Consider the following 18,082-nt stretch of genomic DNA (forward strand, 5'->3'; position numbering starts at 1 on the left):
TGGACTCCGCTGTCTAGCGTACTGTTTGATTTTCGCTTTTCGGCTAGACAGAGTGATAGAACGTTGAAGATTTTACATAACAGACGAACTTTCCTGTTATAACCTCCTATCTTCAGTTTTCAAAGAGCAATCTGTACAGGTTCGTTATAGCACATACGTTCTAATTGTGCGATAATTTAGACGAACGCCTATCGACATTCATCTCCCACTTACTCACAAGACTATCCCTTTCACGTTCCTTAAAGTGGGCGTCTTCTGTCGGAAAATGATAAATTCTATGATACAAGTAGTATAGGTTTTTACTGAATAACTATGGGGGAGATTGTATGAACGGTAAGATTCGAAGTGATATGATAAAATTGGGGATAGTCTCTTTATTGGGTTATATAATAGGCTTCATTATATTTATCGTACTGGGTGTTAGAGAAAATATATTTACTACTGGTATAGATAAACTAAAGAAGTGGGATCTACCTGCTATGGGGAATTTAATGGATGAACATAAAATATATTTAATTTGGCCGCTGATAATATGTATATTCGTTTTTGCCATTACCATGATTTTTTTCAAAAATAATAAACTAGTACCTTTATTCATTGTCATGATCATAACAATTTTTGTTGGGTTTTATTTCATTCCCTTTATTATTTTGATACTAGCTTTTATATTGAGCCTCATCTATTTCATTTGGGAGTTAGCACAAGTTATTAATGTATTTTTATTTCATTATATCGCTTCCTTTTTTTTCATCTTCATTGAATTCATACTAAATAATATATTCTCATTAGAGGTCAGATTTATTAATTTTAATCATGAAAGTAAACATATGTTTTTTCAAACCATCATTTTCTTTTCGCTATTACCTTATCTGTTTCGAGTGATCGTTGCTGGTTGTGAGAAGGTGCTAAACAAAACTAGCGGCCCAATGGCTGTCCTTCTTGTGAAGCCTCTCAGACTCCTCAGTATAAATTTCTTTAGATATATGACATATACTTTTGCGTTTTTTACCTATCTAATGAGTTTTTTATGGGTAGTACCAAAAAATATGAATGCTATGAAGGAAGGGCTACTTGCCTTTATAATCATTGATGTTGTTCTTTTCGGATTATACAGCTATATGGCTAAGAAAAGGAAAAAAACAATGCTTGTGAAAAGTATAGTGTTATCCAGGAATTTAGAGTTAATAAAAAATGAGATAATTAGGCATAATTTATTATCAAACAAAAATTGTAAGATTAAAATTAAGCGTAGCCCACAAATAAAAGATTTTTATGAAAAAGCAAAAAAATGTAAAGATAAAAGGTTAATAATGATCTCTCAAAAAATAAGAGCAATTACTTATGAAAGTACGGATGATAAAATATGTAATAGACTTTCATTTCAGGATATATACATGGAGATAGAAAAAATTCAGAAATTAATAGATGAGTATATTGTTGAGTGAAATGAGATACTTATCTTGAAGCGATAGACGTAAGGAAAGGATTGACATTATTGAAGATAGCTTCACAAAAAGTACATAATAAAAAATTATGGTTTGTACTTATTTTAGGATCACTGACGGCATTCGGGCCATTGTCGATGGATATGTACTTACCAGCATTACCACTTGTTGCAGAAGATTTAGCAACGACAGCGTCTTTTGTACAAATGAGTATTACCTCCTGTTTATTAGGACTAGCTTTTGGTCAATTGTTATTTGGTCCCTTAAGCGATATTCATGGTCGACGTCGTCCGCTCCTTTTTACATTGCTTATATATGCAGTAGCCTCCTTATTATGTGCATTTAGTACATCGATTTGGGCATTTATTGGTTTGCGCTTTGTCCAAGGCTTTGCAGGGGCAGCGGGCATTGTCATTGCAAGGGCATCCGCCAAAGATATGTATTCAGGGAAAGAGCTAACGAAATTTGTGGCGCTGCTTTCCTTAGTCAATGGAGCAGCACCAATATTAGCGCCTATTTTTGGCGGTGCTGTCCTGCGCTTTGTACCATGGCCAGCAGTGTTTATTATTTTAAGCTTAATCGGCGTTGCCATGTTTTTAGCTGTTGCCTTTACACTTACAGAGACGCTACCTGAGGATAAACGAGCAGAAGGTGGGGTGCTTGCAACAGTGAAAACATTCCATCTCCTAATAAAAGACCGTGTTTTCATGGGCATTGCACTCTCACAGGCATTTGTTTCGATGGGGATGTTCGCCTATATCGCAGGCTCTCCATTTGTACTCCAAAATATTTATGAGGCAACACCACAGCAATTTTCCTTTATTTTTGCTGCAAATGGTGTTGGCATTATTATTGCTGCACAAGTCACAGGGAAGCTTGCTAGCCAGATGGCGGAGAAAAAATTATTGTTTTACGGTGTTCTACTGTCATTTAGCGGTGCATTACTACTGCTACTAGCTATCACATTGCAGGGGCCACTTTGGATCGTGCTGATCGCTTTATTTTTCGTTGTATCAAGTGTTGGTATTGTTGGGACAACGGCCTTTTCACTGGGGATGGAAAGACAAGGAAAAGCAGCAGGCAGTGCCTCTGCCTTTTTAGGAATTTTACCATTTGGTGGTGGCGCACTTGTGTCCCCATTAGTTGGTATTGGTGGAGAGCATACAGCTATTCCAATGAGCATCACGATTTTTGCCTGTAGCGCAGCGGCATGTCTGCTCTATCTTACATTAACAAGAGATTAGAAAATGATTGAACACTTACAAAGCGACTAGGTAGCCTCTAGTCGCTTTTTGTTTACCTTATTCACAACTATAGTAAAAATATTTCGATATACGATATACTTTACTATGGTAAAATATATAGTTATACATAGAAAGGAATGGAGGCATGATCTGCAATGACAACGAATCTGATAGAGCAGTGGCATCAGCAAAGAAAGACATTCAATAGTGCCGATGCCAAAAGTATTCATACGATGCATAAGCTAAAGGAGCAAGGGAAACAAGCAGAGCCAACAGAGGCAAACTTGCGTATATTAGTTGATATTTATTGTATGCTACGTATGTATAATGAAGCTTACAAGGTTTTTACAGCAGTTATGGACTTAACGAATAAAAAAGATCAGAAAAAATATGGCTCCATTAAATATTGGGTGGATAATCCGCAACATGTAAGCCCCTTATTGCCACGAGACATTCAGGAAACAAATGAGCTAACAACGCCATTACCAACCTTTAAATATATGCCGAATCCACTACAAACTGGTGTTTTTGAAATAGGAGAAATTGTTGTTTGTGATTGCTGTGAGCAGGAAGTAGATATTTATTGTACAAAGGGTATTTATGCAATTGAAGAGGTGGAGTATCTTTGTCCAAGCTGTATTCATAGTGGGCGGGCAGCGCAAAAATTTGACGGTGAATTTCAGCAGGATTTATTAAATCCAGAGCTTGTCAGCAATGAAGACTATACAAAGGAAGTTCTCTATCGAACACCTGGCTATATCAGCTGGCAGGGTAATAATTGGCTAGCGCATTGCACGGATTATTGTGCCTTTCTTGGTTATGTTGGCTGGCAGGAGCTAATGGATATGGGCATTACGAAGGTGCTTGAACATTTTAATGGCTATACACATGAAGAGCTAGCCGCTACTTTGCGTAATAATGGCTCACATCAAGGCTATTTATTTCAATGCTTGGAATGTCAGCAATATATTGTATACTCCGATTGGGATTAAGACGAGCGAGCGTAGACAACAATGTTTTAAGGGGTTGTTAGAATGTTTATTTTTGATAGGCATATGTTTATAACATTATGCATTGGTTTAGTAGGTGCTATTATTTTTCAATTTTTACATATACCGATGCCATGGCTGCTTGGTGCTATTACAGCGGTACTGGTTGTGCAATTGTCAACAAACGTCCAATTGAAATGGCATCGTTTTTTCCGTAATTTTGGCTTAGCGGTAGCAGGCTATTCGATTGGCTTTGCTTTTACACCAGAGGCTGTGCGGGATATTAAGCTATTTTTAGGAAGCATGATTATTTTAAATGTGTTATTTATTCTCCTGTTTTTTTGTATAAGCTATATTGTAGCGAAACGTGCTCAGTTGGATTTTGCTACAGCATTGACGTGCTGTGTACCCGGTGGCATGTCACAGATTGTTACCTTTGCTGAGGAGCAGGGGGATATGGATATAGCGGTCATTACCTTCTTTCAAATTCTGCGTGTTCTATTAATTGTAAGCTTTGTTCCTTTACTAGTGGCAGGGGCTGGTGGACAGGACACGACAGTTGGTGGTAGCTATACATGGGGCTTAGCTGGGATGCTTGTACTGTGTGGTGTAGCAGGCTGGCTGGCACAAAAGATCAAAATTCCGACAAGCTATTTGCTAGGGCCTGTTTTGTTATTAATGGGTATGAATATGGTAGGAGTGAATGTACCACAATCACCCGTATCTCTGCTTCATATTGCACAGCTAATGATCGGGATTTATATTGGCTTGTTATTGAAAAGGGAAAATTTACATTTATCGAAAAAACATTTGTTTTATGCATTTGTATCAGCAGGCATCTTTATTGGAGCTGCGTACGGTTTAACATTTGGCATGACAAGCCTATATCGTCTTGATTTTGGCACAGGTTTTTTAAGCATTGTGCCTGGGGGGCTGGACCAAATGGGCATTATCGCCGCTTCCGTACATGCAAATGTGACCATTGTTACGGCTTTTCAGCTCTTTCGTGTACTCGTCGTGTCGATTTTCCTTGTACCGTTTGTAAAGCTGTTTGTGAAAAAAGCGAAAACATCCCCCCTTTCCAAATAATTTAAATAATGCTATGATAGAAGTAATTATTGTGAACGGAGGTGAAAAGGAATGAAAAATAACGCTACGAAAACATGTGTAAAAGTGGATACTGCGATGTATTTTGCACGTGTGATTACTTTTGATTTTGCGAACAACGGGAGAGGTCTGTCCATTTTTAAGCAAAATCAAATAATAAACGTAGCGAATTAACCATTCTTTTTCACAAATGATATGAGAAGAAGACTGCTTGTTAATGAGCAGTCTTTTTTGTGTTCTAAAGATGTTTTCGCACGTTTCATTGGAGGAAAAAACGATGCAAATCAAAGCTGAACAACTACAAAAAATTATGGGTGGCAATAAATTATTCGAGAATTTACAGCTAGAGGTCAATAGTGGGGAGCATGTGGCGATTGTTGGCGTAAATGGCAGTGGGAAAACAACGCTATTACAATTGTTAGCAGGCATTGATACCCCTGATAAGGGACGCATTATTAAAAGTAAGGAAGCAACGATTGGCTATTTACATCAAATTCCGCATTATCTAGGACATTCTGTTAAGGAAGTGCTGGAGGAGGCATTCGCGGAACTTTATACATTAAAGAAAAAAATGACACAGCTTGAGCAAGAGATGCAATCTACGGTAACGGATAAAATATTATTGCAATACGGGCAAATACAGGAGCAATTTATGTTACAGGGGGGCTATGAGGTAGAGGCTCAGCTAGCAATGATTACCAATGGGCTGGGGCTAACAAAGATGCTTGAGCAGCCATTTAGTAGCTTAAGCGGTGGCGAAAAAACAAAGGTGATGCTTGGTCAAATTTTATTAAAAAAGCCATCTATTTTGCTGTTAGATGAACCGACGAATCACCTGGATATGCAGGCAATTGAATGGCTTGAACAATATGTCCGAAATTTTGAAGGCATTGTGATTGTTGTATCTCATGACCGCCATTTTATGAATCAGGTGGCACATAAAATTATTGAAATTGAGGATGGCGAGGCTTTTACGTATAACGGTCATTATGATGCCTTTGTCGCACAAAAAGAGGCAAAAATTGAACAACAATTTGCGAGCTATGAAGAACAGCAAAAGAAAATTAAAAAAATGCAGGAAGCGATTAAGCGTTTAAGACAATGGGCAAATGAAGCGGATAATGCAGCGATGCACCGACGCGCGAAAAGCATGGAAAAAGCGTTGGCACGTATTGAGCGCGTTAAGAAGCCCATTCCAAAAAAGAAAATGAATCTAGCTTTAACAATGGCAGAGCGCAGTGGCAAAGAGGTTGTACAGCTAGAAGGCATTTGTCATGAATTTGAACAGCCGTTGTTCCAGAACAGTCATCTCGCTATTTATTTTGGAGAGCGTGTTGCAATCGTGGGTAGCAATGGTAGCGGAAAATCTACATTATTAAAAATAATACTAGGAGAGATTGCTCCTGACCGTGGTATTTGCAATGTTGGTAGCAATGTCAAATTTGGCTATTTATCACAGCAATTTGAGCATAAAAATCCAGCGATCCGCTTAATCGATGCCTTTCGCGAAAAAGTGGCTGTATCTGAGGCTGAGGCTCGTCATATACTGGCACAGTTTTTATTTTACGGCTATGATGTCTTTAAAAAGGTAAAGGATTTGAGTGGTGGGGAAAAAATGCGTTTACGCTTAGCGCAATTAATGCATGAGGATATAAATGTTCTAATTTTGGATGAACCGACCAATCATTTAGATATTGAAGCAAGAGAGGTATTAGAGGATACATTGGCATCCTTTGAAGGAACAATTATTGGCGTGTCCCATGACCGCTATTTTCTACAAAAAATATTTACGAAAACAGCATGGATTGAAGAGCAAAGAATGACTGTGTTTGAGGGTGATTATGAATGGGCTAGACAGAAGCGGCAGGAATTGATGCAACAAGTGGTTGAAAAAGAAACATCAAAGAAATTACAGCCCACTAAAAAGGAGCTACCAATCGACCAGCAAATTGAAAAGCTGGAGGCAAAGCTACAGGCATCATCACTCGGACAAGAGCAGCGTCAAAAGCTTCAGCAACAGTTAGAAAATTTATATGAAAGATGGGTAGAGGAGGAAGATCATGTATGACTTAGAGCAGATTATGCAGCTTGATATTGATTATATGAAAAAAATTAGTACAATAGAACTATGTAAGGAAGGCGCTTTTGCGTATAATCAAGCATTACCAAACTATTATGATGCAAATCATGCACATATTTGGCGTAAGATAGCTGATCCAGCAACATTTTTACAGAATATAAAAGATTTTTATCAGACAAACTCTCTTATTCCGAGGCTGTATTTATACAATCTGGAGGATAATCCGTCCTGCATAAAGGCATTAGAAAAACACGGCTTTCAATATGAATATTTTATAGATAATATCCAATGCTGGAATAGTGAGTATGCACCACTTACACCAAATAGTGCGATTCAGATTGAACGCGTAACAGATGCCAATATGGAGGAGGCGCTAGCAGTCGAAATGAGTATTACGACATTTGGAGAGCCTTCACTTATTCAACAAGCTTTTACCCAAACATACCGCTCTCCGCATTTTACGTATTATTTATTAAGACTAGAGGGGAAAGCGTGCTGCTCGGCAAATATTTTTGTATCAGGAAATCAAGGAAGGGTTGAAAGTGTAGCAACTATTGAAGGCTATAGAGGACGAGGGCTGATCGGCTATATGTTACGGCATATTCAGCAGCAGTCCGTAGAATGGGGACTAAAGCATTTATGGATTTTACCGATCAATGAGCAAGTAGCAAAGGTTTATCATCGAGCAAATTTTAAATCTGTCGGAAAAATCGCCTCTATTCATGCGTTTACAGAGGGCAAAAGTCTCCAAGAGATACGACAAATATAAGATGTTGCGAGATAAAATTTCCCATAAACCTTCACTGTTTTGTTATACTAACTAGTACCAGCCATTTAAGATTTTAAATGATTGCTAACAGTTTTTACTTGAAAAAATGCTGTATTCGATTTATTGTCTTTAAAAGATACTTGTTTAATGGACTTGGAGGATAGGAAATGCACGGAATTTATATACGCTACAATGTCTCAGAAGAAACCCAAGCAGCTCAATGGCCTAAACAAATAAATGCATTTGCGTATGTTCAACGCGACAAACCACAACAAGATAATGCTAACTTGCTGTCGACGGAAGAGCTAAAAAGCCATGCTATTCGCTATATTAAAAGCTTAAAAGACAATGCAAGTGTCCATTTAGTAGAGCAACGCAATGGGGAAATTGAACATTTCAATCGACGTTATATGGAATCATTAAAAGTAAAAGAAAATATTGATTCACAGCTTATTAATTTAGAGGAAATTCGTCTGCTATTGCAATTAATGAATGTACTTAATTTATCACATGGTTTTGGAGAAAATGCTGGGAAACTCTTACGCCAAATTACGCCATATGCAAAAGAGGTTGAGCATCCAACCTTTCAAACAACTCGCGTTGAGCGACATTTCTACACAGAATTAATCGAACAAATTGAAGCGGTCTATGCGCGAATTATGCGCCAGCACAACCCCTCTACAACGGAAATGCAGCATTCAGAAAAGCTCTGGACAACTGTATGCGAGCAAGCCATCGAAAAGGTAGAGGCGCGAATTGAACGCTTATCGTCTATTAAATTAAAGCATGAGAAAAATTTACTCGAGTTTAGTCAATTAAAAAAGCAAAATATCGAGGCAAAGGAACGTCTCGATCACGCTGTGAACGAGCTTGATGCTATTTTAAATGTTTTAGAATCCTAAAAAAGCATGTCTGCCGATTGAACTGCCAATCGGTGACATGCTTTTTTGGATGGCTGATGAGACAGCACGATGAAAGTAGGGGATAGCAACGAAAAAGCAGCGGAAAGGGTGCTAAAAGTGACGGATAGCGTGTGCTTTTATTTGCCCTCCACTTGCTCGCGCTTAGCTTGTCTGGAAATACGTAGTAAATCAAGCCCAAGTAATATCACAATCAGATAGAATAGCGGACTTGGGAACGATAGCCCAATTTGTGACTTGCCGCCAAGTAATGTTAAGACAATCCATAGCCCAACTGTATAGAAGGTTAAACCAACATAGGCTTTTTTAGACAGCTTTTTATAGTGTCCTTTATCGATAGCGATCCGAACAATCACTAAAACAATAAGTATGATAAGAATTAGCTTTTTCGTTAATATCGCAGCAAATGCTGTGTGAGGAAAGAAATCATTGACGAATAGGGCTGTGAAAAATAAAAGAATACAAATATTTAAAATCGTTGAAAGCTTCATGTCAATCTCCTTCGTTGCCAAAATACCTTCCTATTGTAACATGATTGACTGCGATAAAAATAATTTTATGTATAGCGTAAAAGTTGTTTATTTTTTCGTGGATGCATCCTGGTATCTTTTAAGCATTGTAGCAAATTGCTCACGTGTTAAAAAGTTTTGCGGGTTTGAGCCATCTGTAATACCTTGATTTTTTAACCATTCCCATGCAGCGTTATGGGTTTTAGAGGCTTTTTGAGAAGAAATAATGGGCTGCTTTGTTTTTAATGCCTCTTCAAGCTGTTTGATTTTATTTAGTAATTCGGTATATTGTGACATTGTTAGCTCTCCTTTACTAGCTGTTTGATTTGTTAATGAAATATAATTCATCGGGTCAATGGCATTTGGCTGCCCAGTAGCCCATAATCCTTGGTGAATTTCGAAATGCAGATGGATGCCAAACGCTCGACCCGTATTGCCCATCACACCAACTTGCTGGCCTTGCTGCACCCGTTGTCCCACGCGCACACAAGAGGAATCTAAATGGGCATAATTTGTTTCATAGGTTTTACCATTAATCGTATGCCTAATCATGACAACATTCCCATAGCTACTTAAAGCTTGCGCTCGACTAATGACACCTGCTGCACTAGCATAAATCGGAACTTTCCCAGTCGCTGCCAAGTCAATACCTTGGTGCCATTCCTTACCAAACCCCAGATTCCTCCAGCCAAATGGACTTGTTAATCTTGCATTTTTTACTGGACAGATAAAGTTTGTCATTAATGATTCCCTCATTTCGGTTTTTTATAGGTTAATGCTTGTGATGAATCCCCCAAGTGAGCTGTTGTAGGATCTAAAACGGCATTATATATACTGACAGCAATTAACACTAATACATATGGGTTAGAGGCTGCATTGATTAGTAAGCTCTTGACACTTCCCCAAGTAGTTAAATCTGCTCCCGTAATCCCGTAATAGGCAAATAGTGGGGTAATAATAGATAAACCTACCGTAATCCAAAATTGAGGATTATGAATACGAACGTTCCAATTAATTTTCATGGCGATCAATTCCTTTCCTATAGCCCTAATGATTTTAAAAGAAGGGCGCCAATAATGACTGTAGGGAGCAGTATCCACCAGTGAAGGTATTGTTTTATCATGTCACCAATTGAAAGGCTACCCTTTGCCGTTTCCTGCTCTAAATCCTCTTCAATGCCATCCACACGCTTACCAATCTCTTTAACATCCTCTTGTAATTCCACCTGTGACATATTTAACTTTGTTAGATTGATATTGATATTATTAAACGTTTTATCCAAACTATTTAATTGGATTTGTTGATGCTTATTCATTTCCTGCTGCTGCTCAGATACAACGGTTAAACGATGGAGCAATTCATTATTACCCTCTAATTTAGAAATTCGGCTTTTTTGATTCTTGATTTCAACTTCTACACTAGCTAATCGCTCACCAAATTTTTCATTTTGCATGTAATCACCGACTTTTATCAATTATTAAAGGATTAGGAGGGAGATAACTCCCACCTATCCTTTTAAGAAATCACTGAGCAATTTCTGCATCTTGTAGCAACTGGATATCTTCAAAAATTTCACAAAATCTATCATAGAGAACAGCTTTTTGACCTGTAAATTCTAAATCACAATTTAGGATAATATGCTGTACAGTTTTAAGCATTTCTATTTTATCTGCAGTTTCTTCAATAATAAAATCTTCATTCATTAAAATTAAAATTTGAGTTTGAGCATCTTTTTCTGCTTCTTTAGAAGGAAAGACAACAATTTCCTCTTCTTTATTATTAAATGCTCTAGTTTCTGTTACAATATTGCCATCATTGTCCTTAGAGGCATAGTCATTAATTAATTGTTGTCTCTCTCTTTGTATTACATCTAATTGATTTGATAAGAAATTAATAAAACGTGTTCTCATTCTGGACTCTTTATTCTTTAAAATTAAATTAAAAAGGAAAGATTGTAATTCTCCAATTTCATAGTTTTTTATTATCATAATTTTATGCTCCATTCTTTTTACATAATAAATGCGTAGCCAGAGACCTTTCCATTTACAACAATAATTGTGGCTATATTATGAACCATGAGAATACGTGGTTCAATCGTTGTTGGAATATCTAGGTCGACCCAAGTAGGAATAACAATCTCTGTCCACACATTCGGTTTTGTAGCAGTAATTTCAACATTTATCTTATTAACGGAGATAATATCAATAATAGTATCAACATTATTCGTTATATGTGCTGTTATTTCTGTTTCTAATAGATTTTCAAAAGGGATAAAGATTTCAGTATCTACATTGTTTTCTTCCATAACCCTAGAAGTAATTTCTAACCAAATTTTTGGTGTAGAAGCTGTGATTTCAGTTTTACTATCACTTTTAATGATCGGTTCGATTTCCACTAATACTTGACTTGCATATCTATTGAAAATCTCAGTATAAACACTATCTCTAGTTGTTGAAATTTCAGTATATAAACTAATTTGGTTCTCAACTCGTGGGGAAATTTCGATGAGAACTTCTTCACGAGAGACAGAAATCTCAGCAAACGTTAGATGCTGTTTCTTTTCATTTATTACCTCTAATTCAACAGTTGTGTCATTGTATGCTTCTACGGAAACGCTGATTTCAATAGGTATTTGTTTTCTTGTAGTCGCTATCTCAGTTGCTATGTCATCAATGCCAGATAATCTAGGCAATATTTCTGTTGCTACACTAGATCGTGACACTGTCAGCGCAGTTGAGATTTCACTATCGTCTACAGTTCTAGCAACAATTTCTGTAGGCAAGTTAATAATATAGCTTGAAAAAATCTCAGTTGGTACAATAGGTCTTGAAATACTTAGCTCGACATTCATCTCTTTATATTCCGGTATTCTCACGTTAATGCCAGTAAAAATATCGTCATCAACAGGAATTGCCACTATAATTTCTGAATGGATTTTAGGAAGTGAAGCAGTAATTTCAACTATAATATCTTCATCTAAAGGAACTTCTTTTCTGTGAGCGTAAATATAAGTATCTATTGCACTAAAACGAAATACTGAATCTACTTCAATCTCTGTGTGAGAGTCTGAAACACCTTTTTTTATGGTGTTAATTTCAGTTAACACCTGTGAGCGTCCAAAGCTAAAAATTCGTGAGTCGTAATAGTTAACAATTAACTCAGGTGGGTTCATAGACTCACGGGTTCTAAAAGTAGCAAGGCCATTGAATGACTCATTGGCTACACGCAGTATAAAACCATTATTGACTTGCTTTTGCTGAATCCAATTTTCTACGATTTTAAGCGTATTGAACTCTACATATTTCTTTTCCATGTTTACAGTGAAATCATCAGCAATTAGCTCAATAGGGGTAGGCCTATTTAAGTGAGTAATACTATACTCCGACCATGTACTATTAGCATTAAATAACTCAAGCTTTAGGCTTTGTGGAACTGAGCCTGTGTAATATAAGCGAAGCTTTGCATCTGTTAATCTATAGGAAGGATTGAACCATGATAAATCAAATTGCACAAAAGAACGCCAAATATCATCAGCACTTCTTCCCACAACCATAGATAAACTGGAGCCATAGTTAATGGATTGGTAAGGAAGATTCTCTCTAGTAAAAGCATCTTGGAAAGGATTAAAAACCTCTGTAACAATAGGAGGTTGTTGTACTTCATAGGTAGCCCACATTCTATTATGTGGTGGTACTTCAATGTCAATTGCTAGGTTGTTATAGCCTATGGGTTGAATTTCAGTAAGTACATCAGCCATACCTCTATACATAATATTAATATCTGTATTTTTATGATCATGTCCAATAGTACGAGCTGTAATCTCCACAAAAGTTGTAGCATTATTTTTTACTCTTGAGGTTAATTCACTAGATGTATCAGATTGACCAACAGCAATTAATTTATATTTTGCCTGAAATAAGTTGTTAGGCTTTACTTCATATTCAACACAAATAAAAGATGAATCAGCAATAGAAGCTATTACTATTTCATCTTCACTAGTTTGAGAGGAAAAATTAATATTTGAATCCTCCATAAAATCACTTCCTTATCACATTGTATTGTGATTAGGCTTTGTCTGCTCTCACGATAATGTCAAATGAGCCATTTGCGTCAGGCGTTGCACCTAATTCAGTTTTTAATCGAATGAAAAATGACATTTCTTCATTATTTTTCAATGTTTTATTTAATCTTAATTCAGGTTGAGGTGTGAAAGAAGATAGGCTTGTACTAAATTCACATGTCATTCCTGTAGGGAAGTTTGTGGTATTAGCATATAAATGAATATCTTTAACATCATAGCCATATTGATTTTTTAAAATAACTTCATGCTCAATTGTAGTTTGACCTGCAATAATCACACCAAAATCAAGATAATTTAACAGTTCACCGATTTCACTGGAGTAATACTGACCATAGACATCTTTAAATATAAGACCTGAATAAGCCCCCATAAATCGATTTTGCCAGTAATCAATCGTGCCGTAGAAATCCCTAAACTCTACTTTCACTGTGTTCCAATCATCAATCCTAATATCAGAGCTTGCAAAAGATAAAGCAATATTTTGAGGGGAGCTTCCTAAGGTTGTCCAACTACCATCATGCGGATAGTAGTTTTGACCATTTAGGGATACACGATATTGTACACGTGTTAAATCATCATCACTTAAGACACCTGTCAATAGATTTCCATTTAACTGCAAATCAATTTTTGCTGTTGTATTTAAGATATATAAGCTTGTATCTGAAACAGTTGTCGTATTACGTGGAAGATAGTCTTTATATGAAACATTTTCAACAACAGAAACAATCGTGTCACGAGGATTGTCTTTTAGGAAAATACCAATATTAAGGTATTTTTTATTCCAAGTGCGCCATTGCTTATCTGTAATCGCATTCAGCTCACCATGCTTCATACCATTTGCTGAGATTGCCTGTTCTGTAGAAGTATCTGCTTCAACAAAAGTCTTACTTTCTTTATCCAAAACATACCATGTACTAGTATCATCATCTGCCACAAAATAACGAGTCTCATCACGATAGGATTGAGAAATATCAGTTGCGATTACTTCATCTAAATAACCGTATAAACGTTTAGGATTGACCAATTTAATAAATTGAGGTTTCGGTACGGCTGTCATTTCAAGCACTCGTTGAGCAGTATCAGGCGCTTCATCCGTCCATGTCACAACCTCAAAATCCCCCTCTAATTCATCAACAGGTGACCAATTTGCCTCAAGGATTAAATCTGCTTCATTGACAGTTTCACCACCTATATGACAAAGAACCTCAACTTCATCACCAAATTCATCATAAAGGTCAAATGGCTCAGTAGTTGTTGAAACGATAATATCATCTGCTGATTCTGTATATGCTATCACAGTAGGTAGCTCACCAATATAATCATAGACACTATATGGGTCAACACCTGTTTCTACAACGATTTGGGAAGCGTCTGAATCGGTGTAGTAAATAACCTGAGGTGTTTCACCTAGTAAATCCTGTGCTGTAAATGGTTCTTTATTTAGTACAACAGATGCGTATTGTTTATCCTCAAAATCAGACCACATAACGATTGATTTATCTCCTGATAGTTCTTGCCATTGGGTTTCTGTAATATGATTTAGATTGTTCATACCATATTGAATGAAGTTTTCTTCGATTGCTGTAGTTGTTTGCCATGATGCGCCGTTGTGGTATTTGTGTTGGGCGTTGTGCTGGACTAGGTATTTATCGGGGATAGGGGAAATAATTTGATGATAAACCTCTAGCGAATCAATGGAGCATAAGAGATAATCAGTTCCACCACTTCTTCCAATAAACATATTCATATTATTAGTAATATTAACATCTTGAAGTGTCCTAGAAGCTCTGTTAATTCCATCTATAAATATATTCAAACTATTATTCTCAATATCGAAAAATATCACTACATCATGCCATTGTCCATCACATATAGATATAGAAGTAGTAACACCATTTATATTATTGACACCGTTTTTTATATTAGCAAAACTTAATCTACCATTTGTACTAATTCCAACATGAGTACCATTTGCTGTGCCACTAAAGTTGGTTGTTGCTAAAATGTTGCCCCAAACAGTAGGAAAAGTATCCTTTTTAAATTTAAAACGAATAGTGTATGACGAATTATTAGGTACAATACTATTGTTAAATTGTACATATTGATTAATGCCATTAAATGACATAGCCTTTCCCTTACCATTCCAACCTGTCACATGAGCAGGGGAGTTATACAAAGTACCTGTATAACCACCAATCGAGTCCATAGCATTACCACTAGGTTCATCAAAGCCAATAAAAGCTTTACCATACTTACTTAAATTATCCTTACTATTAGCCATTGTATTGACCTCCAATATTTTTCCATATTAAAAGGACAACCAAATTAATAGTTGTCCTCAACCAATGCTGTTTTAAAATTATTATCAATGGGAATAGTAAACATCTTCCCATTGTTTAAAGATGATTTATTAGTACTTACAATTTCATATTCAGTAGAAATTCCTGTTAGGTCAAGTGGGGGTCTATCAATTGCTGAATCAATCTCATGGATAACTCCACCTTGATTTAATAAAGTAGATTCTTCTGTATTAGGAATCTCTTTTACACGAGTTACAATAGAAGATAGGACAAGGTTTTTATTGGATTCAGATTTGATTGCTAAACACTTTTGAGTAAAATCAGAAGGGATTAGGGCTTTATTAAAGACTTGTAAATCGTCTAATTGACCATTGAAATATGCAGTAGTACCACTATATCCAATTGTTAAGTTTCTTCCGCTAGTAGTAGTCTCTAGCGAATCTGATAAGGCGATATTATTAGGTTGAAGCATATTGTCAATATACATTTTCACTCCTTTTTCATCAGTTGTTCCGTTCCATGTGACTAATATATCATGCCATTTATTATCCACTATACTAATACTTGATACTAAGTAAAATCGAGTAACTCCATTGTTTGCTTTATAATTTATAAAACATAATTGACCAGAGGGATTTAAAGCTATTAAAGTGCCTAAATTTGCTCCATTACTTTCAGTAATCACATATTGCCACGAAGAATTAGGTGAATTTGATGCTTTAATTTTGCATCTAATACTTTTTTCACCTGTCGGAATAGCTCTACTACTAAATTGAATATACTGATTGCTCCCATTAAATGACATAGCATATCCTTCACCATTCCAACCTTCAACCCTAGTTGCACCTGATACTGTACCTATATAATTACTACCTAATTTATCATAAACATTTCCACTAACCTCATCAAAACCAAACCATGCGACACCATATTTACGCATAGGTTCTGAATAGTTTGTTTCGAAATAATCATGTCTTAACAATTCACCTTCTACATCAATGTCAACAGCATCTAAAACTACATTTAAATCTTGTTTATTTTCTATTGTTATAGTATGAACACCTTGAGGTAAATTTAATTTCTCATACATAATTACTTGATATAACGTTGTAGGAGAAGTATCTGAAACCGCAGAAAATGATTCAATAGGATTGTCATCTATTTTTACGTCTATTTGATTTGAATTTATTGATGTTGTTCCTGTATGCCCTAAAGCTCCTAATATACGTATATTAGAACCAGTAAATTTGAATTTTACATAGTCACCAATTTTATTAGACAAAATTCTATCACCTTGATGGTAGCCAGCAACAGAAGCATAAGTCCAATTTCCTACACAATACAAACTAGAAAAAGTATCATTATATCTTTTCCATCCATTTTCTGGTTGCAATAACACCTGTCCTCTTGCCATATTAGTTCACCTCTCTTAATCCAAATAAAACTTCTGCCCAAGAAGCATTAGCTCCACCGTTAACTGTTCTATGAGTTATCTTGCAATATCTAGCTTCGCTGAAATTCAATTGTAGCATTTTTGGTGTAAATTCTACCCAATCTGAAATATTAAATTCACCAACTGTTGTCCAGTTCTGATTGTCTTTTGATGTTTGTATATAGAAGTCCTTTGGAGTTTGATTTATATTTGGTGCATTTCTTGGTGTTAATTGAACTATATTTATCTTTCTAATAGTACCAAAATCTATTTGAATCCATGAATTGTTGTGTGCATTATTGACTGTTGCCCACGGTAATCCATAAACATCACCGTTAAAGGCTCTCCATGCTTGTTGGTCTGTATTAAATTCACTGTTTGCATTAACAGTCAAAGGAGAAGGGGTATTATTAGAAGTCATTTTAGTTTCATACCAAGTATACAAAAGCTTAAAATCACTCTCTTTAACCTCTTTTGTATTCAAAGTATTAATTCTACCAATATCTTGAGTAAACACTTTACCCTTCACATTAGCAATAGGTAACGCATTAACATAGTTATGCTTAGTAAAAGGTACATCTAATTGAATCTCTTTACCTTGTTCAATACCATGTAAAATCATGTTTTTAGGTGAACTGTTAGGTAGATGGATTAGGGTGTTTTCTGCAAGAGAATAGTGTTTATTTGTCATTGGACTTTTAATAATCATCCTATCAGAATTTTCATAACCATAAATTATTTCACCTATACTAATATTATGATTTCCTAAAAATAATTCTGTCACATATAGTCTAAAGTATTTACCTTTAATAGTTGATTCTAGTTTAGTTTTGAACCCATCATTTATGCTTGTGAATTTATGAGATACTATGATTTCGCTATCTGACCAATCAGCTCCATTCATAGAATACTGAATTTTAAATTTGTATGGATTTTGGTAAAAATATGTGTCGTTACGAGGATTTATTTGAATCCAATTTACTTTTGTTTCCTCTCCTAAATAAATTTGAATCCACGAGCCTACTCCTACATTGTCAGGAGTTACCCATTGTCCACTAGGCAATCCATTAAAAGCTCCCCATGCTGTACTACCACTATTATGCAATGAACTAGCACTAGCCACATAGGGAGAAGGAGAAGTATTAGAGGTCATGTTTATTTCGTACCAAGTTATGTTTCCTGCCATTTAATCATTCCTTTCTTACT

17 protein-coding genes are annotated in these 18,082 nt (G+C 36.0%); 8 read left to right on the plus strand and 9 right to left on the minus strand.

The annotated features are described in order from the left end of the window. Positions 1–326: 326 nt before the first annotated feature. From ADM90_RS06700 to ADM90_RS06730, 8 genes are all read left to right on the plus strand, one after another. The gene (locus ADM90_RS06700) at positions 327–1,445 is read left to right on the plus strand and encodes a hypothetical protein (RefSeq protein WP_053994243.1); all 1,119 of its coding nucleotides are present in this window, start codon (positions 327–329) and stop codon (positions 1,443–1,445) included. A 50-nt stretch (positions 1,446–1,495) separates the two neighbouring features. Beyond that, entirely contained in the window at positions 1,496–2,689 is a 1,194-nt protein-coding gene (locus ADM90_RS06705) for a multidrug effflux MFS transporter (RefSeq protein WP_200908521.1), read from the plus strand. Between the two features lie 155 nt (positions 2,690–2,844). Then, complete coding sequence (locus ADM90_RS06710) at positions 2,845–3,681, plus strand: CbrC family protein (RefSeq protein WP_053994245.1); 837 nt, start codon at positions 2,845–2,847, stop codon at positions 3,679–3,681. Between the two features lie 42 nt (positions 3,682–3,723). Next, entirely contained in the window at positions 3,724–4,767 is a 1,044-nt protein-coding gene (locus tag ADM90_RS06715) for an AbrB family transcriptional regulator (protein ID WP_053994246.1), read from the plus strand. A gap of 51 nt (positions 4,768–4,818) precedes the next feature. Next, positions 4,819–4,959, plus strand: a complete 141-nt coding sequence (locus ADM90_RS24670; protein WP_162838596.1) for an RAxF-45 family protein — start codon at positions 4,819–4,821, stop codon at positions 4,957–4,959. Positions 4,960–5,062: 103 nt separating this feature from the next. Continuing rightward, the gene (abc-f, locus tag ADM90_RS06720) at positions 5,063–6,853 is read left to right on the plus strand and encodes a ribosomal protection-like ABC-F family protein (RefSeq protein WP_053994247.1); all 1,791 of its coding nucleotides are present in this window, start codon (positions 5,063–5,065) and stop codon (positions 6,851–6,853) included. After that, complete coding sequence (locus ADM90_RS06725) at positions 6,846–7,634, plus strand: GNAT family N-acetyltransferase (protein WP_053994248.1); 789 nt, start codon at positions 6,846–6,848, stop codon at positions 7,632–7,634. Before abc-f ends, ADM90_RS06725 begins: the two co-directional genes overlap by 8 nt. Positions 7,635–7,801: 167 nt before the next feature. Further along, a complete protein-coding gene (locus tag ADM90_RS06730) occupies positions 7,802–8,536 on the plus strand; it encodes a hypothetical protein (RefSeq protein WP_053994249.1) in 735 nt (244 codons plus the stop codon). 137 nt (positions 8,537–8,673) lie between these two features. On the opposite strand, the gene ADM90_RS06735 is transcribed toward ADM90_RS06730, so the two are convergent. From ADM90_RS06735 to ADM90_RS06775, 9 genes are all read right to left on the minus strand, one after another. Continuing rightward, positions 8,674–9,066: a hypothetical protein gene (locus ADM90_RS06735; protein ID WP_235473360.1), complete on the minus strand. Its 393-nt coding sequence runs from the start codon at positions 9,064–9,066 to the stop codon at positions 8,674–8,676. A gap of 66 nt (positions 9,067–9,132) precedes the next feature. Then, the gene (locus ADM90_RS06740) at positions 9,133–9,804 is read right to left on the minus strand and encodes a M23 family metallopeptidase (RefSeq protein WP_053994250.1); all 672 of its coding nucleotides are present in this window, start codon (positions 9,802–9,804) and stop codon (positions 9,133–9,135) included. Between the two features lie 11 nt (positions 9,805–9,815). After that, entirely contained in the window at positions 9,816–10,085 is a 270-nt protein-coding gene (locus ADM90_RS06745; protein WP_053994251.1) for a phage holin, read from the minus strand. Positions 10,086–10,102: 17 nt separating this feature from the next. Next, positions 10,103–10,516: a hypothetical protein gene (locus ADM90_RS06750; RefSeq protein ID WP_152927973.1), complete on the minus strand. Its 414-nt coding sequence runs from the start codon at positions 10,514–10,516 to the stop codon at positions 10,103–10,105. A gap of 70 nt (positions 10,517–10,586) precedes the next feature. After that, complete coding sequence (locus tag ADM90_RS06755) at positions 10,587–11,051, minus strand: hypothetical protein (protein WP_053994253.1); 465 nt, start codon at positions 11,049–11,051, stop codon at positions 10,587–10,589. 20 nt (positions 11,052–11,071) lie between these two features. Beyond that, a complete protein-coding gene (locus ADM90_RS06760; protein WP_053994254.1) occupies positions 11,072–13,096 on the minus strand; it encodes a DNRLRE domain-containing protein in 2,025 nt (674 codons plus the stop codon). A 31-nt stretch (positions 13,097–13,127) separates the two neighbouring features. Further along, a complete protein-coding gene (locus tag ADM90_RS06765; protein ID WP_053994255.1) occupies positions 13,128–15,425 on the minus strand; it encodes a laminin G domain-containing protein in 2,298 nt (765 codons plus the stop codon). Between the two features lie 44 nt (positions 15,426–15,469). Beyond that, on the minus strand, positions 15,470–16,858 hold the full coding sequence (locus ADM90_RS06770; RefSeq protein WP_053994256.1) for a LamG domain-containing protein: 1,389 nt from the start codon (positions 16,856–16,858) through the stop codon (positions 15,470–15,472). A gap of 1 nt (position 16,859) precedes the next feature. Beyond that, entirely contained in the window at positions 16,860–18,062 is a 1,203-nt protein-coding gene (locus tag ADM90_RS06775; RefSeq protein ID WP_053994257.1) for a discoidin domain-containing protein, read from the minus strand. Between the last annotated feature and the right edge of the window lie 20 nt (positions 18,063–18,082).

Source organism: Lysinibacillus macroides, assembly GCF_001281525.1.
Classification (GTDB): Bacteria; Bacillota; Bacilli; order Bacillales_A; family Planococcaceae; genus Lysinibacillus; species Lysinibacillus macroides.